Raw genomic sequence first — 24,846 nt, 5'->3', positions numbered from 1 at the left:
GAGGCTGGCAATGCGCTTCAAACGCTTAACGCCCGCAAGCTTGTTCCTTAATGGACTGGTTGTTGTCTGTACGCTCATCCTGACATTTCCCCTGGTCTGGATCGTGATGATGTCGCTGAAGCAGCAGGCCGAGGTCATGACCTTGCCGCCGCGCTTTGTCTTCACTCCAACATTTGAAAACTTCCGCGTTTTGTTCGATGCCGCCCAGGCCGGGGCGACAAGCTACGGCACCATCAAGGTTGATTTCCTGACGCCGGTCGCCAATAGCGTCGTGATATCGCTTGGCGCGGTGCTCGTATCGCTGATCGCCGGCGTACCCGCAGGTTACGTCTTGGCAAGACGTGATATCCCTAGGAAGGAGGACATCGCGTTCTTCATTCTGGGCTTCCGCTTCGCGCCGGCACTCCTTGTCGTTATACCGCTGTTCAGCGTGTTCCAAACAGTTGGCCTTTATGACACTTATCTCGGCATGATCTGGGTTTATCAGGTCGTCACGCTGCCAATGATCATCTGGCTAAGCCGATCATATATCGAGGACATCCCAAAGGACATTGAGGAGGCGGCGGCCATGGATGGTGCAAAGCCGTTCCGTGTAGTCTGGCACATCGTTCTTCCGCTTCTAAAGCCCGGCCTAATCGGCGCTTCATTGCTCATTTTCTTGCTTGCCTGGCACAATTTCGCTCTCGGCCTGATCCTCAGTTCGACGAAAGCACCGGTCACCGTGGCCCTGCTCAAGCTGCTTAATCCAGGCGTTCAGTTCTATCCGGTCATGGCTGCGGGTTTGGTGGTGACCATGATTGTGCCGATCGTCCTGATTATCCTTGGCCAGCGTCATCTCGAACGTGGCCTTACCTTCGGGGCCGTGAAATGAGCCCCAGACCATTGATGTTCTTCGGAACGACCAATCTTGACCTCTGCTTCAACGTCGAGCGGCTTCCAACGCCGGGTGAAAGCCTGATGGGAAGCTTAAAGCAGAATGCGGGAGGCAAGGGCGCAAATCAGGCGGTCGCCGCCGCTCGATTGGGGCTTCGGCCGAGCTTCTACACCCGGCTTGGCGATGATGACGCTGGCCGATCGTTGCTGCAAGCGCTGCGTGAGGCAGGTGTCCGCCTTGATGCCATTGAGGTATGCCCGGGGGAGATATCCGGTTCTGCTCTTGTCCTCGTCGGCGACGACGGCTCCAACATGATTGTCATAGACCCGGGAGCCAATGCAAATGTCACTCCGAGCATGGTCGAGAAGGCGGCCGAATTCATTGAGCGGGACGCAATCGTCGTTGCCGAAATGGGCATGCCGGTCCCCGCGCTCAATCACCTTTTTGCATTGAAGAGCGTCAAGGAATTCGATCTTATTTTCAATCCGGCCCCCGTGAGGGCGGGCCTGTCGCCCGCGGCGTGGAGGAGTGTCGATTTCGTCACACCAAACCAGACGGAAGCTTTCGAGCTCACCGGTGTCGAGGTGCATGACTTCGACGGCGCCGCTCATGCGGCTGGAAAGCTTCTCGATCTCGGGCCGAAGGCAGCGCTGATCACGCTAGGTGCGCAGGGAGCCTACTACGCCGATGCCAGCGCGACTTTCGCGCTCCGCGCATTTCCTGTGAAGGTCGTTGATACGACCGCGGCGGGGGATGCCTTTAATGGAGCTTTCGCAGCCTCTCTTGCTCATCGGTTGCCGATACGAGAAGCGATCAAAAAGGCGCTCGCGGTTGCCGCCTTATGTGTGACGCGACGCGGCGCCCAAAGATCGATGCCTAGCAGTTGGGCCGTCGACGAATTTCTGAATTCTCAATCGATCTTGGAGTTGGAATGACCGAACAGTTCTCAGTTGCAGACAGGACCGTGCTTGTGACCGGTGCAGGTGGAGGCATTGGCTCAGCCATAGCTAATGCTTTCCGTCAAGGCGGTGCGAACGTCCTGGCAACCGACGCGAATTTGGAAAACCTGCGAGTCATTCTGACTCGTTTGCCGCACGGCAATGGCATCCTGCCGATGAGCATGGATGTGTCACGAGAAGATGATGTCGGCAGGGTGCTTGATGAGATCGCCAAGCGCTTCGGCAGGCTCGATGTCCTGATCAACAACGCCGGAATAAAATCGGCTCAGGCGCTTCTGACCGGAAATGCCGATCGAATCGAAAAAACCATCCAGATCAATTCCGTCGCAGTGCTTCGTTGCGCGAAGCTGGCGATCGAGCGCTTCATGAAGAGCAAAGGCGGCCGCATCGTCAATGTCGGGTCCTCGTTGTCATCTCAAGGTGCTGTTTTCAACTACCAGGCTGGCGGTGCCGACTATTGCTTGTCAAAAGCCATCGTGCACGATGTGACAAAGCTGCTCGCTTATGAATGTGCTCCGTTCAAGATCAACGTCAACGCGATTGCTCCCGGGATTATCGATACACCCTTGCACGGGCGTCCGCGGGAGGAAACCGAAGCGCGCCATAGTGGCCGAATTCCGCTGGGCCGGGTCGGACTGCCGGAAGATATCGCAGGGCTTGCGGTGTTCCTGGCCAGCCCCGCAGCTTCCTACATGACCGGGCAGATTGTCCATGTGAATGGTGGGATGCTGATGAATGGTTAGCCTCAGCTCTAAGATCAACTGGCCGCCGATAGAAGGGATTATCTCCGATCTGGATGGCGTCGTTTATCGTGGCGGCACCGCAATAGCGGATGCCATAGAGGCGTTTACGAGATGGCAGAAAGCAGGCGTGCCATTCTGCTTTGCGACGAACAATTCAACGCATACCCCGGAGGACGTCGTCGGCAGGCTGAGAGGATCTGGTCTTTCGATCGCACCGTCTCAGGTCGTTACAAGCGCTATCACCGCCGCAGAACTCGTTCGAACCAATTATCCGCACCTAACGCGAATCTATGTCATCGGAGCTTCCTCGCTTGTGACGGCCATGCGAGATGTTGGGCTGGAGGTCACGGACCGAGCGCCCGAAGCCGTCGTGATGGGGCTTGACCGGGACATCACGCATGAGAAGCTGCGAATTGCGGTTGAGTCGATCCTCAATGGAGCTGTGTTCATAGGAACCAATCCCGATCTTCTGCTGCCGACGGCCAGCGGGTTCGAACCTGGCGCTGGTGCGACCATTGCAGCTGTGGCCGCTGCTACGCAAGTGCAGCCTTCGATCGTTGGAAAGCCGCAAGTGCCGATGATCGAGACAGCGCTCTCACGCCTCGGTACGAAGCGCGGGTCGACCATCATGATCGGAGATCAAGTTCCTACTGATATTCAAGCCGGAAAGAGGGCGGGTCTTGCCACGGTGCTTGTTACAACCGGCGTGCCAACGCGTCAGGATCCGTCCTTGATGGCTCCCGACTTCATCGTATCGAGCTTGCGCGAGATTGAGGTGAGTGCTGCTCGCGCGGCTCAACCGCGACAGAGGAGGGCATAATGGCCGACGTTCGCCTGGAGGGCCTCAAGAAGACTTTTGGGACAATCGAGATCCTGCGTAATATCGACCTGACTATCGATCACGGCGAATTTGTCGTCTTTGTTGGTCCGTCCGGGTCGGGCAAATCCACGCTTCTGCGCATGATTGGCGGGCTCGAGCCCATCAGCGGTGGGCGGCTCCTCATCGACAATGAGCTCGTCAACGACATCGATGCGGCCGATCGCAACCTCGGCATGGTCTTTCAAAGCTACGCTCTCTATCCGCATATGACGGTGAAAGAGAACCTGGCCTTTCCCCTGCGCATGGCCAAAGCCGGGAAAGCCGCGATCGCCGCCAAGATAGCCAAAACAGCATCGCTATTGCAGATCGACCATCTATTGGAGCGCAAGCCTCGACAACTTTCAGGAGGGCAACGCCAGCGCGTCGCAATCGGGCGCGCCATCATGCGAGAACCAAAAGTTTTCCTGTTCGATGAGCCGCTCTCCAACCTGGACACCGATTTGCGCGTGCAGATGCGGGTTCAGATCGCCAAGCTCCACAAGCAGCTCGGAAATACCATGATCTACGTGACGCATGACCAGGTGGAGGCGATGACCATGGCTGACAAGATCGTGGTACTCAAGGACGGCAACATCGAACAGGTCGGCAGCCCGCACGATCTGTATCACAATCCCGCTTCGCGCTTTGTTGCAGGATTCATCGGCTCGCCCAAGATGAACTTCCTGGGCGGCAAGGTCGAAGCAGCTCATGAACATGGCATGGATGTCCGGTTGGACGCCGGGCCCACGATCTCCGTTCCGGTCCAGCCGGACCAGATGCTGGTTGGCAAGCCGGTCACTGTTGGAATTCGCCCGGACGACTTCTCCTCGTCAATGCCCGGGCAGCAGGAGATCTCGATTGAACTTGGGGTCGATTTCGTCGAGCATCTCGGCAGCGTCACGTACATCTACGGTAATGCCGGAAACGAAGCTCTCGTCGCCAGGGCGCCACACTCCGGTTGGCCCAAAGGCGCCTCCAAGTTCACCCTCACCGCCGCTCCAGCCGATTGCCACTTGTTCATGGGCAATGGAAAGGCGGTATGGCGGTTGCACGCACCTGCGAGTTGGAGCTAGTCTTCACGTAGAGCCGTGCGATGATGCGCGGCTCAGGATCGACAGGCGGACGGCTGAGGTGAAGGGAGCCGGTATCAGGCAGTTCTTCCGCAATTCCCGTTCGTTTGTCCTTGGTGCGGGGATCGGGTCGGGCATGACCGCCAGAGCCGCCGAGCGGGCGGGGGCCGATTTCGTGCTCGCGCTCAATGCGGGCCGTTTTCGTGCCATGGGTGGGGCCTCGCCTGCCTCGATCCTCCCAATCCGCAATAGTAACGAATTCGTGGCAAGCTTCGGACGGACCGAAATTCTGCCCAGCACGAAACTGCCGGTCTTCTTCGGCACCTGTACATTCGACCCCGAGCTCGATGTTGATCGTTGGCTCGATCGGATCATCAAATGGGGATTTGCCGGCGTGACCAACTTCCCATCGGTCATACACATCGACGATGAGCGCAGGTCATTGCTCGAGAAGTGTGGTCTTGGTTACTCCCGGGAAATCGAGCTCCTCGTGAAAGCTGCAAAACGCGGCCTGATGACAATTGCCTATACGCGCAGTCAATCCGAGGCGCGTCGAATGGTCGAAGCGGGCGCCGAGGCCATTTGCATCAACTTCAATCTAAACCGCGCGATTGAAAGCGGAGCCGATCCGTCGGTCAGCCTGTCTGAACTTGCAGCGCGTACGAGCGCCGTTGCGCGCGTTGCTCAATCCGTCAACAAGAGCACCATCTGCCTGCTTGGGGGCGGCCCCATTACGAAGCCGGACGAACTCCTCGACATCTGCCGCGAGACCGGAATCCAGGGTTTCATCGGAGGCTCTTCGCTGGACCGCGTGCCTCTGGAGATGTCGGTCCTCGAGGTGACGTCGGGCTTCAAGACCATCCACCTGTTGCGCGAGAAGGTGGATCTACTCGAACGGCAGCTGCAGTTGAGTGGTTTCAGGCACGGCGTGATCGCGCAGTCCTCGGCAATGAAGCGCATCCTTGAGATCACCAGACGCGTTGCGGCGACCCCCCGCCCGGTCCTCATCTGGGGGGAGGCCGGCTCTGGCAAGCGTAGAATAGCAACCCTGGTTCACGCGTTTAGCGACCGCAGGCACGCCAAAACGGCGTTGTTTCATTGCCGCCCCGGTCCGGCGATGGATATACTTGGCCCGTTGTTCGGCGCCGAGCGTCTTGAGAGCGGCAGACGCCAATTGTCACTCCTGGAGGCGTCGAGTGACGGTGCCGTCGTGCTATTGCATGTCGACCAACTTTCGCGCGATGGACAGGAGCGCCTTGCCGATTACCTCGAGACAGGCGGATTTACCCCTCTGAACGGGGTAACTGTCATGCGTTCCAACGCCCGGATCATTGCCACCGCGACCGTGGCCCGAGGCGCTGGTCTTGAAACGGTTCTGTGCGCGCGGCTTCTCGACCTTTTTACCGGGCTGGATGTCCAATTGCCTTCGCTACCCGACAGGCTTGAAGATCTGCCGCAACTCGTTCAACACTTCACCGTCGAAGCCAAAGGAGATTCCAGCGCCCAGACGCTCACGATAGAAAACTCTGCATTCCTTGCGCTCGCCGGGCACGATTGGCCAGGCAATTTGCGCGAGTTGCGGCAGGTCGTGAACCAGCTCGTGACCTTGCCATCAAGTCACATCACCGGTGAGGTGCTAAAGCCGTTGTTGGAGCCACCTTTTGGCGCACGGCCCGCGGCCTCGCTGTCCGAGCGAGACTGGATCATCGAGGGCTTGAAGAGAAACCGGCTTCACCGCGGCAAGACTGCTCGCTCTCTCGGGCTTTCGCGCAAAACCCTCTACAATAAAATCAAGAAACTGCGGATCCTCGAATAAGGCCTCATGCCCGTCGTAGCGGCTGCTTGGCCGTGGCGGCCTGCTCCAGGGAGAACCTCGGTACCGACGACGATCCATGAGAGCCAAGGCTTACGAGCCCGATATCCGATCCAATCGGCAGCGCAAGCGCCTCGGGTCGCAGATAGACGGCCCCATCCAGCTGCGAACCAAGCCGTTGCTCCGCTGCTGTCATCTTTGCCTCGTCCGCCGCGATAAACAGGACTTTGAACCCGCGCCTTGCAAACCACTCCATACGGCGAAGCTCGAGCTCCTGACCGCGATCGAGCGGCACTCCTGCCGATGTCCGTTCAATCATGCAGGCTGGCGGAAAATTCGTCACTCCGGTCATCTTTGCATCCTGTAACAGATCTCCGAGATCTTCCCAGCAGGCAAAGGGATCGATCATGACGACGGCCGCATAGCAGCAAGGGGGCGCCTTGGGGCTCGCGTGCAAGTCCCGCACGAGGCAGTCGTTCCAGTCGATGACAGGAAGTGTAGCCATGACGAGCATGGCATTCTGCGGAAGAGTCCGCAGTGACGGCGCATAGATCGTTATCTGATCACCGCGAGGCGAGGGGAGACTTGCGGCAAGGCGACCAAAGACATTGGCTCTCACGGTTCTACCCAATCCTACCCATTTGAACCTTTCGCCGATCTTACACGCCATTCCATCGAGGTCTAGACCACCACTCGTCGATCTTTGGGGGAGCAATGTCATGTCTTTCTTCGGCGGGGGAGCCGGGCTCGGCTGGATGCGATGAACGCTAACGCCGTCATAGCCGTTCTTGCTTGAGTAGCCTCTCCGCGCCTTGCTGTGAGCCGGATACGATTTGCCGATGCTGCCCGAGTTCGGCTCGTTCTGAAAAAGGGCCCGTGAAGCGTCTCGGGTAGAAAATTCCGGGCGAGCTATCGCTGCGTCCTACGGATCCGCTAGCAGACCGGCTCGTCTGCTTCCTCCCTGACTCGCGCCGCTGCTGGAAGATTCCGGCAGCGGCATCTTTTTGTCTCGGAGCGCGCCGACGATGCGGGCGGCCCAAACCACAAAGCTCCGCCAGCTGACGCTCGCCTCCTTGCAAAGGGGAGAGGCGGCTTCCCTCGTCACGGTGGCGCTCAGGATGAAGCGGCTGCTGCTATGGCCGCTTGGCAGCTACCCAACTTTACCCAATCGCGCTCGTATCCGGGCTTATGGGCCATTTCACTCCGATCTAGACCTCCAGGTGTCCAGAAGCGTCCAGGAGGAAGATCGTGTCTCACCATTACGCGGACGACGAAAGGTCGATCCGGGATGGTCAGCGGTGCGATCCTGCGGGCATGGCCGCGATCGTCGCAACCCTGGACACAAAGGGCCGCGAAACCGCTTATCTCGCGCGCGTCATCGAACAGTGGGGCCGCAAGACTCTTACGATTGATGTAGGCACATCAAACCGGAGGAACAGCAGCGATGCACGCGTGGTTTCACCCGCCGAGGTCTTGCGGGAAATAGCTGCAAGCGCGCGTGAAGAGGTCAAGGAGCTCCTCCGATCAGGTGCGATCGACGCCATCGTCGGCGTGGCGGGCGGCAAAGGCAGCGCGGTCTTCGGTGAAGTTGTATCGGATTTGCCGTATGGATTCCCGAAGCTACTGGTGAGCAGCGCGAGGCCAGCCCTCCTGGCCGAATTGGCCCTCCACAACGACATCATCCTCTATCCGACCCTGGTCGATCTTTTCGGGATCAACGCGTTCACCGAACGCGTTCTGGACAATGCGGGGCGGGCCATTGCGGCGATGCGCTATGTGCCCGCTCAGGATCGGCGGAAGAAGAAGACGGTTGCGATCACGGCCTTTGGGGTCACGACGCCGGCGGCAAATCGCTGTGTCGCGCGGCTGGCAGAGGCAGGCATCGACGCGATTGTCTTTCCGGCCAATGGCGCCGGGGGCCGCAAGATGGAGCAGCTCGTGTCCGCCGGCGAGTTCGATGCGGTGCTCGATCTGACCACAACCGAGCTCGCTGACGAGCTTGTCGGCGGCACCGCTAGTGCGGGTCCGGGTCGGCTCAAAGCAGCATCTCGCCGCATGATTCCGCAGCTCATCGCCCCGGGGGCCGTCGATATGGTAAATTTTGGCCCTCCCTCGAGCGTGCCTGCCGAGTTCAAGGAGCGCCAATTCTATTCGCATACCCCCTTCACGACGCTCATGCGTACGACCGTCTCGGAGAATGAGCGCATAGGCAGGCTCACAGCCGAGCGCCTTTCGCAAGCAAAGGCGCCCGCCCTCGTTCTGTGGCCGGTCAAGGGGGTCTCTGACTATGACCGGGACGGCGGCATCTTTCGAAACCCTGAAGCCGATAGGGCCTGGTTCGACGCGGTCAGGCGACATCTGCCGCGATCGATCATCGCCCGCGAGCTGGATTGTCACATCAATGATCCGGAATTTGCGGAGGCGGCCGCATCGTGGATCGTCGAACAATTGACACCAGGAGGTTCATCAGTTGCGGATGTTTGATCGGGCCGAAATACTCGCAAAGATCACAGCTCAAGTTGAGGCTGGAAAGGCAGTGCTTGCCGCGGCGAGCAGTTGCGGCCTCGTCGCAAAATGCGCAGCTCTCGGCGGCGCCGACATGCTCGTGGTCTACAGCACCGGGCTGTCGCGGTTGATGGGGCTGCCGACGAGCCGGATCGGCGATTCCAATGCGCGCACGCTCGAGCTCGCGGCGGAGATCCGCAACGTCGTCTCCTCGGTTCCTGTTATAGGCGGTGTCGAGGCCTGGGATCCCCTCCGGCTCGAGCTCGATGATCTCTTGGACAAGTTCTGGGCTGCCGGATTCTCCGGCGTGATCAATTACCCGACCATTTCAACGATGGGTGAGAAATGGCGCGAGCGTCGTGGCCGCGTCGGGCTCGGCTTCGAGCGTGAGGTCGAGCTGATCGCGGCGGCCCGCAAGAAGAACATCTTCTCCCTCGCCTATGTCGCAAGCCCGCACGATGCCAAGGCGATGGCAGCCGCGGGAGCCGACTGCATTGTCCCACATGTCGGCGCAACGCGCGGCGGGCTTGTGGGTCATGAGGCGGGACAGTCGATCGAAGAGGCCATCAGGCGCATCAACGAGATCAATGCTGCCGCTCAAGCCGTTCGGCCGGAAGTCATCCTTCTCTGCCATGGCGGGGCAATCGCCGAGCCCCAGGATACCTCGGAAGTCTACCGGTCTACCGGATGTGTCGGTTTCGTTGGCGCCTCCTCCATCGAACGGATTCCGATCGAGCGGGCGGTGAAAGCTGCAGCCGAAGAATTCAAAGCCGTTCCGCTCCCGCGAAAGCGTCAGCAATCAATGCAGAAATCTGCACCGAGGCACGAATGAACAACCCGATCACCAAATTGAAACCTAGTACCGCTTCCTCCTCCAAAGCGAACAAGCCGACGCACGATTGGGAGACGGACGTGCTCGTGATCGGCAGCGGCGCTGCCGGGCTGTCCGCGGCGCTCTATGCGGCAAAAGCCGGACTTCGCGTGACGGTATGCGAGAAGTCTGGCCGGCTCGGTGGCACGACCGCCCTCTCGAACGGCATGATCTGGGTTCCATGCTCAATGCAGGCTCGAGCGGCGAAAATCGATGATTCGATTGCGAATGCGAAGATCTATCTGCAACACGAACTTGGCGATTACTATCGTCCCGACTTCGTGGATGCCTATCTTGAAGACGGCCCAACGGCGCTCGCCAGCTTGGAGAATGGGGGTGAAGTCAAGTTCACACTGGCCTCCGCTCCGGATTATCATTCGAGCCAGATCGGCGGGATCGAAATGGGCCGGACGCTGAGCCCCGCACCTTACGACGGACGGCTTCTCGGCAAGGATTTCGACCTGATAGGTGATCCGATTCGCGTCGTGCTCGGCGGCATGATGATTTCGTCCGGCGAGGTCAGAAGCTTTCTCAATCCCTTCCAGTCGGCTGCCTCGCTCAAGCACGTCCTTCGCCGGGTCAGCCGCTACGCAGGCGACCGGCTGCGCTACAGGAGGGGCACTGAACTCAGTGGCGGCAATGCTCTGATCGCGCGGTTATTGGCAAGCCTTCGCAGATACGACACTGAAATCTGGCCAAGCTGCCCAGCGGTTGATCTGATGAGGGAGGGAGGGAGAGTTACTGGCGCACTCCTCAAGCGGGATCGCACGGATCTCCGCGTCCGAGCCTCGCACGGAGTAATCCTGGCAACCGGTGGCTTTGCGCGGAACGGTAAATTGCGAGCCCAGCTCAGCCGAGCCCACCAGCACAATGATACGCTGGCCCACAGCGATGTCACAGGAGACGGCATTGCGCTCGCAGGCAGGCTCGGAGCTGCGATCGATAATGACGTTGCATCGAGTGGATTCTGGACGCCCGTGTCGATCCTCAGGAACGGCCGCTCCTCGCAAGTGGTCCCGTACGGCTGGCTCGATCGTGGCCGTCCAGGTGTCATCGCGGTGGGGCCAAATGCTAAGCGCTTCGTCAATGAATCCAATTCGTACCATGACATCTGTCTTGCCATGTTCAATAGCGGCTATCCGGCGGACAAGCGGTTCTATTTCATCTGCGACAAGGAATTCGTCCGCCTCAGAGGCATGGGACACCTGCTCCCCTGGCCCTGGACTTTGAGTATCAAGAAGTATGCCCGCTTGGGTTACATCGAGATTGGCCGGACGATTGCGGAGCTTGCGGCGGAATTGGGCCTCGACCCGCAAGAGCTCCAAAAGACCGTTGAAAAACATAATGCCCACGCAGCTGAAGGGCGCGATCCGCTTTTCAAACGCGGTGAATCGGCTTTCAACCGAACCCTGGGAGATCCCGCGGTCGGAAAGAAAAACCCGAACCTTGGAGCTATCAAGAACGGGCCATTCATTGCGCTCCCGATTGTCCCGGCGACCCTTGGAACTGCGACCGGCCTGTCAACGGATCCTGGCGGAAGGGTCCTAAATGGAAACGGCGTGCCGATCGCAGGTCTTTATGCCTGCGGCAACGACATGACTTCACCGATGCGTGGGATCTACCCTGGGGCCGGCATTACGATCGGACCAGCCATCGTGTTCGCCTACCGCGCGGTGAACAGCATCGTACAATCCACCCATCAGGGACAGACGGCGGCGGCATCCGGTGCATAAGTGCAGTGTTTTCACCTCTTGGTCCAGCAACGACGGACGGTGGAGAGAGCGAAAGTGCGCAACGTCGGCCAGCTCGCTTTGAATACCTTGTGAGCGGCCCTATCTCGTTTGATGCTGAACTTATCTTCTGAACTAGAGGGGCACGATGCGCCGCTCACGCCATGCCAAGATTGTCGCAACCGTTGGGCCGGCAACCGCATCACCTGAAAAGCTTTGTGCGCTCTATCTTTCGGGGGCTGATACTTTCACGCTGAACTTCAGCCGCGGGGACCCATGACGATCACGCCCGTGTGCTCGTCTCGATCCGTGCGCTGGAGCTGGAATTCAATCGGCCGATCGGCGTGCTGCAGGATCCGCAAGGCCCGAAGATCCGCAATGGCCGGCTCGATGAAGGCAAGCTCGCGCTGGATGCCGGGGAGACGGTCTGCTTCGCGCTAAGAGACAGGCGGGAAGCAGTCAATCCCGCGGCCTCATCCAGAAATATTCGCAGCCGCTTATCCCGGTCAGGCCCTGCTCATTGACGATGGGCGTTCGTCTAGCTAGTCGTCGAAAAGCTCGGTTCTGAACGGAGAATGGCGTGCGTTGTGATCGGCGGCGTCATCCGTGATCACAAGGGCGCCAGCCTTCCAGGCGCGCTGCTCAAGATCTCGCCTCTAACCAAGAAGGATCGAGTCTTGCGTTCGGCCTCGAGCTTGGCGTCGACTGGGTTGCTGTCCTTTGTTCAGAAACCATCTGACCTGGTCGAGGCACGAGCTTTGATCGGTGAGGCCGCCGGTGGCGTTGCCAAGATCGAGACCCCGATGGCGCTTGATCGTATTGGGATATGATCCACTTGTCAGACGCCATCATGGTCGCGCGAGGCGACCTCGGGGTTGAAATCCCCCTGAGGAGGTGCCGGGCCGGCAAAAGGAGTTCGTCAGGGCCTGCCGGCTTGTTGCCAAGCCCGTCATCGTCGCAACCCAGATGCTGGACTCGATGGTCACTGCGCCGACAGCGACCTTATCGTTGCCATCGATGCACGCTGTACCGCTCGGCAACAACTATGGCGGTGTAAGGGAGTGGCTCGGCGTGTGGATCGACGCGCATTACGATATACTCGCAAGGGAGCGGAGAGCCGCACGGGGATGCTGAACTGGTCGGTGAAGCAGTTGGCCGAGCGAAGCGGGTTATCGTGCGCCGTCATCAGGCGGCTCGAAGAGTACAATGACACGCCTCCCGCATCCGACGATCTGCTGCAGACTCTGTGGATCACGTTTGCGGGTGCGGGAATTGAATTCACATTTCCGCTGGTCGGCAAGCCAGGTGTTCGGCCACAATGACTTGATGCCTTCTCGGTGCTGAACTCACGGCCTGCGGCCATCGCAAATGGTGCGTCAGCTCTTCTGGTTTCCTCCGATAGTTCGATAAGCGCTAACGACGCGCGCGTTTGCGAGAGCCTGCGGTGAGGGCATGCGGATAGCTCTCTATCGCTTTTGGCTGCATCGAAATTGGGCTGGCGAGAACGGCCGGCGACCCGCCGTAGGACCTCTTTAACGTGTCCGCAATGTCGGTAGCCTGGCCAACATTACCCAACATTACTCAAAACTTCCTACGTTGATCTAGGCAATCTCGCGCCGCATGTCGTGAATGAAGCGCCGAGAGGCGGGCCGCCCAAGAAGCCCACCATCGCCTGCAACTCCCATTGCCGGGATGACCTTCCAGGAGCGCTCTCGTGCCAGCAGCCCTTCGCATTCCAACGTGCAGCTCAGGCCTTCGCGCGGTCGGCGTGAAGATGATTTACCCGCAAGCCCAAGGAATGTGACGCAGCAGCATGGATACGCTACTTATCGCGACCTTCGAGATTTTGAGCTTCGGTGCCATTGTTGTGCTGGTCGTGCTCGGTCTCGGGATCATTGCCAGCATGATGGGCATCTTCAACTTCGCCCAAGGCGAGTTCGTCCTGCTCGGCGCTTACGTCACTTATCTCATGCACAGCGTCGGTTTGCCGGTCCCGCTCGGCATGCTTGCCGCGCCCGTCGCGGTCGGCACGCTTGGTTTCGTCCTGGAAAAACTCGTGGTGCGCCGATTCTATGCCGCTCCAATCGTCGCCATGCTTGGCACCTATGCGCTGGGGCTGATCATTCGCGAAGCCGTGCGCGGCCTGACCGGGGGACTGTATCTCTCGGTGCCGGAGCCAATCAGTGGCTCTATCACGATCGGCAGTCTGCATTTCGCGGCCTGGCGCGGCGTCATCGTCATCATCACTTTGCTGGTCATGGCCGCGAGCCATGCACTGCTCGCCTACACCTCGTTCGGCCTGCGAGTCCGCGCCTCGCTGGAGAACCCACAGCTGGCGCGTGCCTCGGGCATCTCCACGGGCATGATCTACAGCGTCACCTTTGCATTTGGTGCGGCACTCGCGGGTCTCGCCGGCGCGCTGATCGTGCCGGTCTTTTCATTGTTCGCCGATCTCGGCATCCGCTTTCTTATCCAGGGTTTCGTTGCCGTGATGGTCGGTGGCGTCGGGTCCTTCGCCGGCCCAGTCGCTGGCGCCAGCGTCATCGGCACGTTCAGTGCCTGGCTGCCTTGGCTGATGTCACCGGTTATCGCCGACGTTCTGGTGTTCGTGCTTGCCATCATTTTCATCAAGTTCCGGCCGCAAGGCCTTGTTTCGGGAAGAGGGGTCAACCGATGATCAACGCCAGCCGTCAACTGAGCCGCCGCCGCTTTCTCGGCAATTTCGCCTTCGCCTCCGCCGCCATCGCGGCGGGTCCGGGCAGCTGGATAATTCGCCCGGATTGGGCAAATGCTGCGGAAGGCCCGATCAGGCTTGGCATTGCGACCGATCTTACCGGGTCACTTGGCTTTGCCGGCAACACCGACGCCAATGTCGCTCGCATGCTGGTCAAGGAGATCAACGACTCCGGCGGCTTGTTGGGACGCCCGATCGAACTCCTGATTGAGGATACTGCCTCCGACGAATCCGTCGCCGTGGGGAATGTGCGAAAGCTGATCCAGCGAGACAAGGTCGACTTGGTGATTGGCGGTATCTCGAGCTCGATGCGCAATGCGATCAAGGACGTCATTATCTCTCGCGGCAAGACGCTCTATATCTATCCGGAAGGTTACGAAGGTAAAGAGTGCACGCCCTATCTGTTCTGCACGGGACCGGTACCGGCACAGAATTGTGACCAGTTCATTCCCTGGTTGATCAAAAATGGTGGTAAGCGTTTTGCCCTGCCTGGCTCCAATTATGTTTGGCCGCAAACAATCAACGCCTATGCACGCAAGGTGATCGAGAGCAGCGGTGGCGAAGTCGTCTTTGAAGAATACTACCCGCTCGACCAGATTGACTTTTCCTCCACAGTTAGCCGGATCATATCCAACAAAGTCGACGTGGTTTTCAACGCCATTGTCCCGCCCGGCGTCAGCCCGTTCTTTAAACAGCTCTATCAAGCCGGCTTCTCCAAAAACGGCGGGCGGCTGGGGTGCGTCTATTACGACGAAAATTTCCTGGAAATGAACCAGGCCCAAGAGATTGAAGGGCTCGCGAGCAGCCTCGACTACTACAAGGTGCTTGCGGCGGAGGATCCGGTAAGCGCCAGGATTCAATCGGCCTACGACAAACAATTTCCAGCCAAGTTCCGGTTCTCGGCAGGCAGCGCCGCGACCGGCACCTATCGAGGATTAAAGCTGTGGGAGGCTGCAGTGAAGGAGGCCGGCACAATTGACCGCGACGCGGTAGCCGCCGCCCTCGACCACGCGAAGATTGCGGAAGGGCCGGGCGGGCCTGCCGAAATGGCGCCCGGCAAGCGCCACTGCAGGATGAACATGTACATTGGAGTGGCGAAGGGCGGCCAGTACGAGATTGTCGCGCGTAGCGCCGGCCTGGTCGATCCGAAGGAGTGCTGATGTCATCGACCGGCACTGGCACACAGCCCCCGCCACACGTGATTGAAGCTGCTCGTTCGCCCGTCATGGCATCTGCCATCGCAGGGCGAACGAAGGTGCTTCCAATTCTCGAACTGGCATTGCTGATTGCCGCTTCGATCGCACCGCTCGTCCTGCGGGATTACATCACTGTCTATGCAACGCGAGTGCTCATCCTGTGCCTCTTCGCGTTGTCGTTCGACCTGGTGTGGGGCTATGCCGGGATCTTGAGCTTGGGTCAGTCGTTGTTCTTCGGCACGGCCGGCTACGGTGTGGCGCTGCTTTCACGCGATTTCGGGGTCGCATCGATTTTTGCCGTTCTTCCGGCCGGAACCTTGATCGGTTTTGTAGCGGCATTGTTGCTGGCAGGTTTCCTGCTGCTTGGCCGTCACCCCTCCAGTGTGGTCTTCGTTTCGCTTGGTACTATGACCGGAGCTTATGCAGCCGATCGGCTCGCTCGGGGTTCTCATTATCTTGGCGGCCAGAACGGTATCCCTTCGATCCCGCCGATGACAATCGGCTCGCACGAATTGAGCGAGGGACCAGGATTTTACTATCTGGTTCTCGCCATTCTGGTTCTGATCTACCTTCTGTCGCGCTTTTTGCTGCGGTCGCAGTTCGGTCTGGCACTGGCGGGATTGCGAGAGAATGAACAGCGCATCGCCTTCTTCGGCTACAATGTGCAGCATTTGAAGGCCATCATATTCGCAATCAGCGGCGCGATCGCAGGTGCTTCCGGCAGCCTCTATGCGTTTCACGAGGGCTTCGTCTGGACGAACATGCTGGGCGTGGTCATGTCTACTCAGGTCGTGCTCTACGTCTTGTTCGGCGGCTCCGGGACATTGATCGGTGCGGTCATCGGCACCGCGATTGTTGAGGGCCTCAGCTTCTGGCTCTCCGACAATTATCGCGATATCTGGCCGATCATTCTCGGCGTTTTGCTGTTGCTCGTCATTCTGTTCCGCCCCCTCGGCTTGATCAGCCTCGTGCTGGGCGAGCGGGAACGTGTAGGTCATTTCGGCCCGAGCCTGAAGGAGAAGCGCAATGCCGCTCCTTGAAGCCGCCGGCATCTCCAAGGTCTTTGGCAAACTCACCGCGCTGGACGGAGCGGCGCTCAGCGTCGGCGAGAGAGAGTTTCATGGCCTGATCGGGCCGAACGGCTCGGGCAAGAGCACGCTGATGAAGTGTCTTGCAGGTGCGCTAGTGCCGACGCGAGGCAAGGTGACATTCATCAATACTGACGTCACCTCGTTGACGCCGCCAGAGCGTGCGCGAGCGGGCATGAGCCTGAAATTCCAGATCACCGCCGTGCTACCGACCCTCACGCTATACGACAACATCCTGCTCGCGCTGCAGGCCCGGTCCTCACTGCTGGATCTGGCGTTCTCGCGCAGTCGGGGACGACTGCACGAGGAGGTCATGACGTTGCTCCTCCAGTTCCGGCTCGCCGATCGCGCGTTTGATGCTGCGGCGACCCTTTCTCACGGTCAGCAGCAATGGCTGGAGATCGCGATGGCGCTCGCATGCCGGCCGCGCCTTCTGCTCTTGGACGAGCCGACCGGTGGCATGAGCCTTGAGGAGCGCCGCGTCACGGGCGAGTTGCTGCAGCCGATCAAGCAGCATTGCTCGCTTGTCATCGTGGAGCACGACCTGGATTTCATCCGAGACATCTGCGACCGGCTAACCGTGCTCGATCAGGGCAAGGTTCTGGCGTCGGGGACGGTTGCCGAGATCCAGGCCAACAGAAGCGTCCAGGAGATCTATTTGCGCCGTGCCTGAATTCCTCAATCTCAAGCATCTCGACGCCGGCTACGGACGCAGCCAGGTGCTGTTCGGTGTCAATATGACCGTCCCACCGCGGGGCGGTGTGGCCGTCCTCGGCCGTAACGGCGCCGGAAAGAGCACGCTCATGAAGGCGATCGTGGGCGAACTGCCGGCATGGAGGGGCGGCGTGCAATTCAACGGCCAAGATATCGATCGCCGCCGAACCGAAGAGCGGGTGCGGGCCGGCATTGGATATGTGCCGCAAGAGCATTCAGTGTTCGGGCGCCTGTCGGTGCGCGACAATCTCGCCGTCGGATCGCTTTTGCACCGCGATAGATCGGCAGTGGACCGGGTCATGATGATGTTTCCAAAACTCGGCCAGCGTCTGGATCAGCCGGCCGGAACGTTGTCCGGTGGCGAGCGCAAGATGCTCGCAATCGCCCGCGCGATGCTCGGAAACCCCAAACTCCTCCTGCTGGATGAGCCGACCGAGGGTGTCTGGATCGGCGTCATCGAGGAGATCACCGAGCGCTTGATCGAACTAGCCAGAGAGATCGCGATCATCATCGTCGAGCAACATCTCGATCTCGCAATGCGCGTCGCGGAGCAGGCCTATGTGGTCGATCGCGGCCGTGTCGCGCTGTCGGGCCCGTCGCAACAGCTGCGCGACGACCCGCGGCTCTTGACGTATCTGGCGCCGTAGAGGCGTCCCGGCTGCCATCCCACGCCCGAAAGATGGCGCGTTGAAGTTCCTTGCGATGACTGAACAGAGAGGGACGATGTCCAAAACCATGAGCGATTTTGTGAATGCGTGCCAGGTCGTCGATGTCCATGAACATCACATGTCCGAGGTCGCACATAGCCGGGACGTGAATCTTTTGAAACTGTTCCAGCAGAGCTATGCGGCTTGGACAAGCCACGTCCTGCCATCCGAGCCCAAGGCGACTGGCGATATGTTATCTACCGCTACCGAGCCAACCACCTGGGAGGCCCTTGCTCCGTTCCTGGAGAGGAGCGGCTCAAATGCATTCGTTCGTAACCTCGCCGGCGGTGTCGCCGAGCTTTACGGCGTCGCCGAAACCGGAATCACGCGCGACAACTGGGAGGCAGTAGACGCTTTGGTGCGCTTGCGCCACAGGGAGGCGACATGGCCAAGTGAAGTCATTGGGCGCGCCGCCATCGGAAGGATCGTAACGGACCCTTTTCTCGATCCGTTGATGGATCCGCGGCCGGTCCTAGGGCAAAGTTACGATGCGGTCCTGCGGATCAATGCATTCGCCCTCGGCTGGCACCCGGAATCTCGCGATCACAATGGAAATTGCGGCCATACGTTGCTGCGGCGCCTCGGCATGGAGGTGAAAACCTTCGACGATTATTGCGACGCAATCCGGGAGCTCGTAGCCGGCTGCGCCCGGCGCAATCACGTTGCGCTCAAAAACGCGCTCGCCTATGACCGGGATCTAAGCTTTGACGAACCGAACGAGGACCTCGCTCGGCAGGCCTGGGGACAAAGGTCTCCATCCCCTGCGGCGCGCAAGGCTTTCTGTGACTTTGTCGTCGATTTGTTTTGTCAGCTCGCAGGCGAAGCCGGCCTGCCAGTCCAAACTCACCTTGGAACGGCAATCATAAGCGGCTCCCACCCGCTACGCATGACCGGGTTGATTGAGCGTCATCCTCGGACCCGTTTTCTGCTGATGCATTTGGCCTATCCCTGGAGCCGGGACTTGTTGGGAATGGCTTTTGTGTACCGCAATGTTTGGCTCGATTTGTGCTGGTCCTTCCTGTTGAGCCCGTCCCATTTCAAGCTGGCCCTGCACGAGGCTATTGAAGTCTTGCCGGATGAATCGCGAATGATGATCGGAGGAGATTGTCTTCACGTTGAGGAGACATTTGCCGCGATACAGGGCGCACGCCGGCTCATCGGCGAGGTTCTGAAAGAAAAAGTTGCGAGCGGCTACTTTCGCCCCCGAGACGCAGAGCGCTTGGCGGTCAGGATCCTTGGCGAGAACGCGAGGGAGCTTTTCAGACTGTCCTGATTGCTGCACTTCGTTCGCGATTTTAAAAAGTTGATCCGAAGAGCCGACTTGAAACCGAAAAATGACGGATAGCGTTCCGGTTACCGCGCCCCCCAGGAAAGAGCAGGGCGCGTGGATTAAGGCCATGAGCCAAGGGGAGGTCAGTTCCATGTTGAATGATCACCGGCAACTCAGCCGCCGCCGCTTTCTCGGCAATTTCGCCTTTGTGTCTGCGGCCATTGCGGCCGGCCCGGGCAGCTGGGTGATCCGTCCTGACTGGGCCAACGCCGCTGAAGGCCCGATCAGGATTGGCATTGCCACCGACCTTACGGGGGCACTCGGCTTTGCCGGGAATACCGACGCCAATGTCGCGCGCATGGTCGCGAGCGAGATCAACGAGAACGGTGGTCTCTTGGGGCGCCCGATCGACCTCCTGATCGAAGACACCGCGTCCAACGAGTCCGTCGCTGTTGGCAATGTCCGCAAGCTGATTCAACGAGACAAGGTCGACCTGGTACTCGGCGGCATTGCGAGCTCGATGCGCAACGCCATCAAGGACATCATCATCTCTCGTGGCAAGACGCTCTACATCTATCCACAGGCCTACGAAGGCAGGGAGTGCACGCCCTATCTGTTTTGCACCGGGCCGGTACCGGCGCAGAATTGCGACCGGTTCATTCCGTGGTTGATCAAGAACGGTGGCAGACGCTTCGCGCTGCCTGGATCAAACTACGTCTGGCCGCAAACAATCAATGCCTATGCGCGCAAGGTGATCGAGAGCAGCGGCGGGGAGGTGGTGTTCGAGGAGTACTACCCGCTTGACCAAATCGATTTTTCATCGACCGTGAGCCGCATCACGTCCAACAAGGTAGACGTGGTCTTCAACAGTGTTATCCCCCCGGGCGTCGGCTCGTTCTTCAAACAGCTTTATGAAGCGGGCTTTTCTAGGAATGGGGGACAGCTGGGCTGCGTCTACTATGACGAGAACACGCTCGAAATGAACCAGGCTCACGAGATCGAAGGCCTCGCCAGCAGCCTCGACTATTACAAGGCGCTCGCGGCGGAAGATCCGGTGAGCGCCAAAATTCAGTCGGCCTACGAAAAGCAGTTTCCGGGCAAGTTCCGGTTCTCAGCAGGAAGCGCCGCGACCGGCACGTATCGAGGACTGAAGCTGTGGGAAGCCGCAGTGAGGGAAGCCGGTACAATTGACCGCGAGGCTGTCGCTGCCGCGCTTGACCACGCCAAGATTGCGGAAGGGCCTGGCGGGCCGGCGGAGATGGTGCCGGGCAAGCGCCACTGCAGGATGAACATGTACATTGGCGTGGCAAAGGCCGGCCAATACGAGATCGTCGCCCGTAGCGCCGGCCCGGTCGAGCCGAAGGAGTGTTGAATGTCGCATGTTGCGCGGGCGAGCTTCGCCGGCGCCGCGTGCGAGCCAATCGCGGGGGGCTACTTCCCGCGATAATTCGGCGGCCTCTTGTCAAAGAAGGCGTTCATTCCCTCCGTCTGGTCAGCTGTGCTGAAAGCGTGACGTATCGCTTGCCGCTCGAACTCGAGCCCGGCGTCCAACGTGGTCTGAAAGGCGGCGAGAACGGCAGCTTTGGCAAGTTCAGCCGAGCGGGGAGGCTTTTGCGCTATCAGATCGGCTATTTCGAGCGCTCGCCTCTGCGCCCTGCCGCTTTCGACAACTTCCGCCACAAGGCCGGCCTGCATCGCACTCCGCGCCGTGATGGATTGGCCGCTCAGGATCATCAGCATGGCCAGTGATTTGCCAGCCACGCGTGTCAGCCTCTGCGTTGCGCCGTCGCCGGGCAATATTCCGATGTTGATCTCAGGCTGCCCAAATACCGCCCCTTCACCTGCTATCACGATATCCGCGAGCAGCGCCAATTCGTGGCCGCCGCCGAAGCAAATGCCCTCGACCGCGGCAATGAGAGGCTTGGGGAAATTGGCGACATCCCCCCAGGCAGAACGTCGGGCGGAATTGTCGATTGCCTCAAAGCCGCGCTCCCGCATCTCCTTGATGTCGGCTCCGGCAGAGAAGAACGCATCGCTGCCACAAAGCACGACACAGCGGACATCCTCATCGATTGCGGCACGGCGCAAGATGGCGCCAAGCTCCACGATCAACTGGTTGCTCAAGGCGTTTCGTTTTGATGTCCTATTCAGCGTCAATAGGCGCACGTGGGGCGCGACAGATGTCGAGAGGATGAGATCGGGCGTCTCGGACATGGAGCGGTTCTCCTGAAGGAATATGAGAACCACGCCTTAGACTGAAATCGATTTCTTCGCAACGAGGCATCCAGAAGCCTCTTCTTGGAAGAACCAGCCTCAGCGGCGCTGAGCCACCTTGCTCAACGCGGAGCCGACGGAGACCATGAGGCGGGCTTCACCCGTAAAAAACGGCTTGACTCCGCAGTTCCGAATTCCTACTAATTTTGAAATCGATTTCAGAACTCGATGTCGAAATGCCCGGTACTGCGGGAAACCAGAAGGATGCGGCCGGCGAGAGTGGGTCACATCTGAAGGATCTCATTGACGATGCGACGGGTCTTGTGACGCCGCGCTGTCCAACAAGAACATCAGCTTCTTCAGAAGCGCGCTTAGAGCAACAGGAGGAAGGCTGGCCATGGGAATGGCACGGAATCTCGCGCGCGCTTTATGCGAGTCGCCGCGCAAGTCGGAAGCAACGATGAAGGCGTCCTGCGCCATTAGGATCGTGCAATGGCCGCTCGTGAGGCGAGGCCCGCAATTACGTGAAGCCAGGCGGGCTTTCCGCCGGCATCCCGGGCAGCTGTTGCGCTTGCGCTTCCGCGGTCCGGCCTGCTCAAGGCCGCCGCTCTCGTAGACCCCCGCTCGCGGCGGGCGCAGTTGAGCCGACGAGCGGCTGCTCGTTCTCGCGCGACCCGCAAAATCATTAAGTCATCAATAGAGCCCGAGGACCCATGAACATCATTGCTCAGCCCAGCGCTGTACCCGTCCAGCTTGACAAGCAAACTGCCAACAAGCGAATGACCGCCGGCCTTGGAGGAGGGGTGGCGCTAGAGTGGTACGACTGGAATGTCTACGGCGTAATGGCGGCGTTTCTCTCGCCGCACTTCTTCCCTTCCGATGATCCCACCACCTCGCTGCTGGCGGGACTTGCCGTGTACGGCGCGGGCTTTTGCGCTCGACCGCTGGGCGCTGTTTTGCTGGGGCCGGTCGCAGATCGCATCAGCCACAAGCGCGTCATGCTGATCTCTGTCACGGCCATGGCGGTTTGCTCGCTTTTGATATCCTTGTTGCCCACCTACAAGGACCTCGGCGTCACGGCGGCCATAGCGCTGCTGATCATGCGGCTGATTCAGGGGTTTGCCACAGGCGCTGAAGCTGGTGTCGCCAACGCCATTGCAATTGAACTGGCGCCACCTGGTAAGGAGGGACGCTATCTCGGTCTGATTGGCGGCACATTCATCCAATTGGGAAGCCTTGGATCCAGCCTAGTTGCCTTCCTGGTGAGCGCCTCGGTCGCACCTGAAGCCATGCGCGAGTGGGCTTGGCGTATACCCTTTGCGGTCGGCGGCGTGCTGGGCCTTTTGATCATCTATCTGCGCACGACGGTGCCGGAAACCTTGATCAATCGAGCCATGCATCGGCAAGACGAGTCTTCGCGCATTCAGGAATCGACTGGCGGTGTGTGGAAAACGCTATGGAGCGTCCGCCTTTCGCTGCTCGCCGTCATCCTGGTGATCGGGTCGGTGCAGATCGCCAACTATGCCTGGAACACCGGTCTTCCCAACATGGCCAATACGGTCTTCAAGGAGGACAGCACGTATGTGTACGGGATCATGACCCTGATGGTCCTGATCTGGATGTCAACGGCGCCGTTTGTCGGCGCTTTCGCGGACAAGGTGCGACCCTCGCGCGCGTTCGCGCTGCTGCGCCTGTTGCTCATCCCATGCTTCTTCCTGACACTGCTCTATTCGGAAAAAGGCATCGTCACGTTCTTCTTTGTTACGGTGTTCGGCGGCGCGATCGTGGGCTTCAACATGGCCCTCTATAACTTCATCGCTACCACGCTGATGCCGCGCGCCGTGCGGACCACCGGAGTGGCTCTCGGCTATGCGCTCGGCGTCTCCTTGTTTGGCGGGACGTCACCCTATCTGCTGGTTTGGTTGCAACGCGAGCACATCGCCTGGATGTTTCCCGTCTACGGATCGTTGATCGCGCTCCTGAGCGTGCTGGTCTACCAGATCGCAAAGAAGCGCGGCTGCCTCTACATAGGTGAATGAACACGCTCTGCCCCTGCGCTTCGCCGTGCCCGCGACGGACGCAAGGCGTCCACGTTAGCTGCAAAACATAAGGGCTCGCGCGTATCTCTTCATGCTCGGCATGAGCATGGGGTCGGCGCAAGCGTCCTTGCGCGAGCAGTCATTCACAACAAACAAAGAATGCTTGCGAGGCACTGAGCTGCTGAAACTGGAGTCCGAAGCATGAAAACACCTTCATCGCCGCACTTCACGCCTGTGGACTTGAAGCGATATTTCAACGCCAAGCGCGCAAATGCCGGTGAAGGGTTCGCCGCCCGCCCGGGTGACACCGGCTGGATCGATTCACTTCGCGGGCTCCAGACCCATCGCGGCATGCCCTTTCTCTTCGGCAGCGAAATAGGGCCGGATGTGCTGGAGCTGCGCCCCGGCGCCCCTCCTGCCGTAATCGCGTTGCCGCCGACGATGGCGAGCTATGTGCTGTTCGTGCAAGTGGCGGCAGACCGCCCCAGTGCAAGCCCCGAGGGTTTCGGAGAGATCGGCCCGGCTACGCTGCCTGTAGAAGGCAATCCACTCGGCGACCGGGTGGCGACATACGGGCTCCGCTATGCCGACGGCAGCGAGACCGACGTGCCGGTGCTGCGCCGCTTCGCGATCCAGCAGAACCACATCTCCTGGAGTGCGAGTGCGTTCGCCGCCTTGCCGCTACGCGCGCCCATCGTACATGCAAGCACCGGCGAGGACTTTGTACTCGGCAGAGCGCCGGGGGCGAACTTCTTCCAGGGCGAGGCTCGCACCCAATCGGGACGCATGGATCGACAAGGTGAGAACGTGTGGCTTTACGCGCTCCCCAATCCTTATCCGGACAAGGAGCTTTCGGCGTTGAGCTTGCGCGCGGAACAGGAAATCTCGCTTGTGTTTGCGGTGACCACGACAGCGCTCACCCAGCACCCGCTGCGCCTCCAGGGCCGTCGCAAGCTGAAGGTGAGGCTGCCGCCGGGGTTCCATCTGAACAAGCTTGGCGAGCTCGATGTCGACGATCGGGGCGAGCAGATCGGCATGGACCTCGGCACGGTCATCTCGGCACGCGCAGTGCTCGAGTACTCCAGAGCGGATTGGCTGGGCGCCAAAGTTGATGTGCAGCCCGTGCGCTGCGGGAGCGAAGTCATCGTTGAGTACTCGGCGCATCCGGACGCAAGACTCTATCTGCGCTCCGACGATGGCCGCTTGCACATGTTCGAGCTTCGATCGTTGGAAGGTGGCGGTAACGCAGGCGCCTCGCTAATGTGGCGACAGTCGAACCGGCCACAAGGCCGGTCAAGATCCGCATCATGGAAAAGGACAGTGGCGTGCGCGTTGCCGCGCGGTTGCATGTCCATGGTGCGCATGGGGAGTATCTGCCACCCAAGGGACATCACCGCAAGGTCAATACCGGCAGGTTCGAGGACTTCTCGGGCGAATTTGCCAATGGGCTGAACCAGTAC

At 59.8% G+C, this 24,846-nt stretch carries 21 protein-coding genes and 1 pseudogene; 20 read left to right on the top strand and 2 right to left on the bottom strand.

What is annotated here, in order from left to right:
* Nucleotides 1–10 precede the first annotated feature (10 nt).
* The 6 genes from IQ16_RS37135 to IQ16_RS37110 are packed head-to-tail and all read left to right on the top strand — an operon-like array spanning nt 11 to nt 6,321.
* Nucleotides 11–871 (top strand): carbohydrate ABC transporter permease, encoded by an 861-nt coding sequence (locus tag IQ16_RS37135; RefSeq protein WP_011084696.1) that lies wholly within the window; start codon nt 11–13, stop codon nt 869–871.
* A complete protein-coding gene (locus tag IQ16_RS37130; RefSeq protein WP_018645268.1) occupies nt 868–1,809 on the top strand; it encodes a ribokinase in 942 nt (313 codons plus the stop codon). The genes IQ16_RS37135 and IQ16_RS37130 overlap by 4 nt, the downstream gene beginning before the upstream one ends.
* Nucleotides 1,806–2,576, top strand: a complete 771-nt coding sequence (locus IQ16_RS37125) for an SDR family NAD(P)-dependent oxidoreductase (RefSeq protein ID WP_011084698.1) — start codon at nt 1,806–1,808, stop codon at nt 2,574–2,576. Before IQ16_RS37130 ends, IQ16_RS37125 begins: the two co-directional genes overlap by 4 nt.
* On the top strand, nt 2,569–3,396 hold the full coding sequence (locus tag IQ16_RS37120) for an HAD-IIA family hydrolase (protein WP_018645266.1): 828 nt from the start codon (nt 2,569–2,571) through the stop codon (nt 3,394–3,396). Before IQ16_RS37125 ends, IQ16_RS37120 begins: the two co-directional genes overlap by 8 nt.
* A complete protein-coding gene (locus IQ16_RS37115) occupies nt 3,396–4,508 on the top strand; it encodes an ABC transporter ATP-binding protein (RefSeq protein ID WP_018645265.1) in 1,113 nt (370 codons plus the stop codon). Before IQ16_RS37120 ends, IQ16_RS37115 begins: the two co-directional genes overlap by 1 nt.
* Nucleotides 4,462–6,321 (top strand): sigma-54-dependent Fis family transcriptional regulator, encoded by a 1,860-nt coding sequence (locus IQ16_RS37110; protein WP_011084701.1) that lies wholly within the window; start codon nt 4,462–4,464, stop codon nt 6,319–6,321. The genes IQ16_RS37115 and IQ16_RS37110 overlap by 47 nt, the downstream gene beginning before the upstream one ends.
* Before the next feature lie 4 nt (nt 6,322–6,325).
* Here IQ16_RS37110 and IQ16_RS37105 read toward each other — a convergent pair whose 3' ends face one another.
* Nucleotides 6,326–6,832, bottom strand: a complete 507-nt coding sequence (locus IQ16_RS37105) for a hypothetical protein (protein ID WP_018645264.1) — start codon at nt 6,830–6,832, stop codon at nt 6,326–6,328.
* 800 nt (nt 6,833–7,632) lie between these two features.
* On the opposite strand from IQ16_RS37105, the gene IQ16_RS37100 reads away from it, so the two are divergent.
* The 12 genes and pseudogenes from IQ16_RS37100 (at nt 7,633) to IQ16_RS37045 (ending at nt 20,505) form a co-directional block, all read left to right on the top strand.
* A complete protein-coding gene (locus tag IQ16_RS37100; protein ID WP_018645263.1) occupies nt 7,633–8,802 on the top strand; it encodes a Tm-1-like ATP-binding domain-containing protein in 1,170 nt (389 codons plus the stop codon).
* Nucleotides 8,795–9,655 (top strand): phosphoenolpyruvate hydrolase family protein, encoded by an 861-nt coding sequence (locus tag IQ16_RS37095; protein WP_035667160.1) that lies wholly within the window; start codon nt 8,795–8,797, stop codon nt 9,653–9,655. Before IQ16_RS37100 ends, IQ16_RS37095 begins: the two co-directional genes overlap by 8 nt.
* Nucleotides 9,652–11,427: an FAD-dependent oxidoreductase gene (locus tag IQ16_RS37090; RefSeq protein WP_145832050.1), complete on the top strand. Its 1,776-nt coding sequence runs from the start codon at nt 9,652–9,654 to the stop codon at nt 11,425–11,427. The genes IQ16_RS37095 and IQ16_RS37090 overlap by 4 nt, the downstream gene beginning before the upstream one ends.
* 145 nt (nt 11,428–11,572) lie before the next feature.
* Nucleotides 11,573–12,426 (top strand): annotated as a pseudogene (locus tag IQ16_RS47575) (pyruvate kinase); the annotation flags it as partial.
* A 125-nt stretch (nt 12,427–12,551) separates the two neighbouring features.
* Entirely contained in the window at nt 12,552–12,746 is a 195-nt protein-coding gene (locus IQ16_RS37080) for a helix-turn-helix domain-containing protein (protein ID WP_020607990.1), read from the top strand.
* Nucleotides 12,747–13,237: 491 nt separating this feature from the next.
* The gene (locus IQ16_RS37075) at nt 13,238–14,101 is read left to right on the top strand and encodes a branched-chain amino acid ABC transporter permease (RefSeq protein WP_018645260.1); all 864 of its coding nucleotides are present in this window, start codon (nt 13,238–13,240) and stop codon (nt 14,099–14,101) included.
* Nucleotides 14,098–15,318, top strand: a complete 1,221-nt coding sequence (locus IQ16_RS37070) for a substrate-binding protein (RefSeq protein ID WP_018645259.1) — start codon at nt 14,098–14,100, stop codon at nt 15,316–15,318. Before IQ16_RS37075 ends, IQ16_RS37070 begins: the two co-directional genes overlap by 4 nt.
* A gap of 65 nt (nt 15,319–15,383) precedes the next feature.
* Nucleotides 15,384–16,394, top strand: coding sequence for a branched-chain amino acid ABC transporter permease (locus tag IQ16_RS37065; RefSeq protein ID WP_018645258.1), 1,011 nt, complete (start codon nt 15,384–15,386; stop codon nt 16,392–16,394).
* Entirely contained in the window at nt 16,381–17,115 is a 735-nt protein-coding gene (locus IQ16_RS37060; protein WP_018645257.1) for an ABC transporter ATP-binding protein, read from the top strand. The genes IQ16_RS37065 and IQ16_RS37060 overlap by 14 nt, the downstream gene beginning before the upstream one ends.
* Complete coding sequence (locus IQ16_RS37055) at nt 17,108–17,803, top strand: ABC transporter ATP-binding protein (protein WP_018645256.1); 696 nt, start codon at nt 17,108–17,110, stop codon at nt 17,801–17,803. Before IQ16_RS37060 ends, IQ16_RS37055 begins: the two co-directional genes overlap by 8 nt.
* 76 nt (nt 17,804–17,879) lie before the next feature.
* Nucleotides 17,880–19,136 (top strand): amidohydrolase family protein, encoded by a 1,257-nt coding sequence (locus tag IQ16_RS37050; RefSeq protein ID WP_157158159.1) that lies wholly within the window; start codon nt 17,880–17,882, stop codon nt 19,134–19,136.
* Nucleotides 19,137–19,284: 148 nt separating this feature from the next.
* Nucleotides 19,285–20,505 (top strand): substrate-binding protein, encoded by a 1,221-nt coding sequence (locus tag IQ16_RS37045; RefSeq protein ID WP_018645254.1) that lies wholly within the window; start codon nt 19,285–19,287, stop codon nt 20,503–20,505.
* A gap of 59 nt (nt 20,506–20,564) precedes the next feature.
* On the opposite strand, the gene IQ16_RS37040 is transcribed toward IQ16_RS37045, so the two are convergent.
* Nucleotides 20,565–21,347, bottom strand: coding sequence for an enoyl-CoA hydratase-related protein (locus IQ16_RS37040; RefSeq protein WP_026312345.1), 783 nt, complete (start codon nt 21,345–21,347; stop codon nt 20,565–20,567).
* A gap of 713 nt (nt 21,348–22,060) precedes the next feature.
* Between IQ16_RS37040 and IQ16_RS37035 the strand changes: the two genes are divergently transcribed.
* Nucleotides 22,061–23,386 (top strand): MFS transporter, encoded by a 1,326-nt coding sequence (locus IQ16_RS37035; RefSeq protein WP_063615341.1) that lies wholly within the window; start codon nt 22,061–22,063, stop codon nt 23,384–23,386.
* Between the two features lie 201 nt (nt 23,387–23,587).
* Nucleotides 23,588–24,838 (top strand): hypothetical protein, encoded by a 1,251-nt coding sequence (locus IQ16_RS46895; protein WP_244636007.1) that lies wholly within the window; start codon nt 23,588–23,590, stop codon nt 24,836–24,838.
* Nucleotides 24,839–24,846: the final 8 nt, after the last annotated feature.

The organism is Bradyrhizobium huanghuaihaiense (assembly GCF_007830635.1).
Taxonomy (GTDB): Bacteria; Pseudomonadota; Alphaproteobacteria; order Rhizobiales; family Xanthobacteraceae; genus Bradyrhizobium; species Bradyrhizobium huanghuaihaiense.
This window is presented reverse-complemented; position numbering and strand designations above follow the sequence as displayed.

Coding starts and splice junctions, on each gene's coding strand:
- IQ16_RS37115 (WP_018645265.1), top strand. CDS start 3,396: ATGGCCGACGTTCGCCTGGAGGGCCTCAAGAAGACTTTTGGGACAATC.
- IQ16_RS37070 (WP_018645259.1), top strand. CDS start 14,098: ATGATCAACGCCAGCCGTCAACTGAGCCGCCGCCGCTTTCTCGGCAAT.
- IQ16_RS37035 (WP_063615341.1), top strand. CDS start 22,061: ATGAACATCATTGCTCAGCCCAGCGCTGTACCCGTCCAGCTTGACAAG.
- IQ16_RS37125 (WP_011084698.1), top strand. CDS start 1,806: ATGACCGAACAGTTCTCAGTTGCAGACAGGACCGTGCTTGTGACCGGT.
- IQ16_RS37135 (WP_011084696.1), top strand. CDS start 11: ATGCGCTTCAAACGCTTAACGCCCGCAAGCTTGTTCCTTAATGGACTG.
- IQ16_RS37110 (WP_011084701.1), top strand. CDS start 4,462: ATGGAAAGGCGGTATGGCGGTTGCACGCACCTGCGAGTTGGAGCTAGT.
- IQ16_RS37080 (WP_020607990.1), top strand. CDS start 12,552: ATGCTGAACTGGTCGGTGAAGCAGTTGGCCGAGCGAAGCGGGTTATCG.
- IQ16_RS37045 (WP_018645254.1), top strand. CDS start 19,285: ATGTTGAATGATCACCGGCAACTCAGCCGCCGCCGCTTTCTCGGCAAT.
- IQ16_RS37105 (WP_018645264.1), bottom strand. CDS start 6,832: ATGCTCGTCATGGCTACACTTCCTGTCATCGACTGGAACGACTGCCTC.
- IQ16_RS37120 (WP_018645266.1), top strand. CDS start 2,569: ATGGTTAGCCTCAGCTCTAAGATCAACTGGCCGCCGATAGAAGGGATT.
- IQ16_RS37065 (WP_018645258.1), top strand. CDS start 15,384: ATGGCATCTGCCATCGCAGGGCGAACGAAGGTGCTTCCAATTCTCGAA.
- IQ16_RS37075 (WP_018645260.1), top strand. CDS start 13,238: ATGGATACGCTACTTATCGCGACCTTCGAGATTTTGAGCTTCGGTGCC.
- IQ16_RS46895 (WP_244636007.1), top strand. CDS start 23,588: ATGAAAACACCTTCATCGCCGCACTTCACGCCTGTGGACTTGAAGCGA.
- IQ16_RS37130 (WP_018645268.1), top strand. CDS start 868: ATGAGCCCCAGACCATTGATGTTCTTCGGAACGACCAATCTTGACCTC.
- IQ16_RS37050 (WP_157158159.1), top strand. CDS start 17,880: ATGTCCAAAACCATGAGCGATTTTGTGAATGCGTGCCAGGTCGTCGAT.
- IQ16_RS37060 (WP_018645257.1), top strand. CDS start 16,381: ATGCCGCTCCTTGAAGCCGCCGGCATCTCCAAGGTCTTTGGCAAACTC.
- IQ16_RS37100 (WP_018645263.1), top strand. CDS start 7,633: ATGGCCGCGATCGTCGCAACCCTGGACACAAAGGGCCGCGAAACCGCT.
- IQ16_RS37090 (WP_145832050.1), top strand. CDS start 9,652: ATGAACAACCCGATCACCAAATTGAAACCTAGTACCGCTTCCTCCTCC.
- IQ16_RS37095 (WP_035667160.1), top strand. CDS start 8,795: ATGTTTGATCGGGCCGAAATACTCGCAAAGATCACAGCTCAAGTTGAG.
- IQ16_RS37040 (WP_026312345.1), bottom strand. CDS start 21,347: ATGTCCGAGACGCCCGATCTCATCCTCTCGACATCTGTCGCGCCCCAC.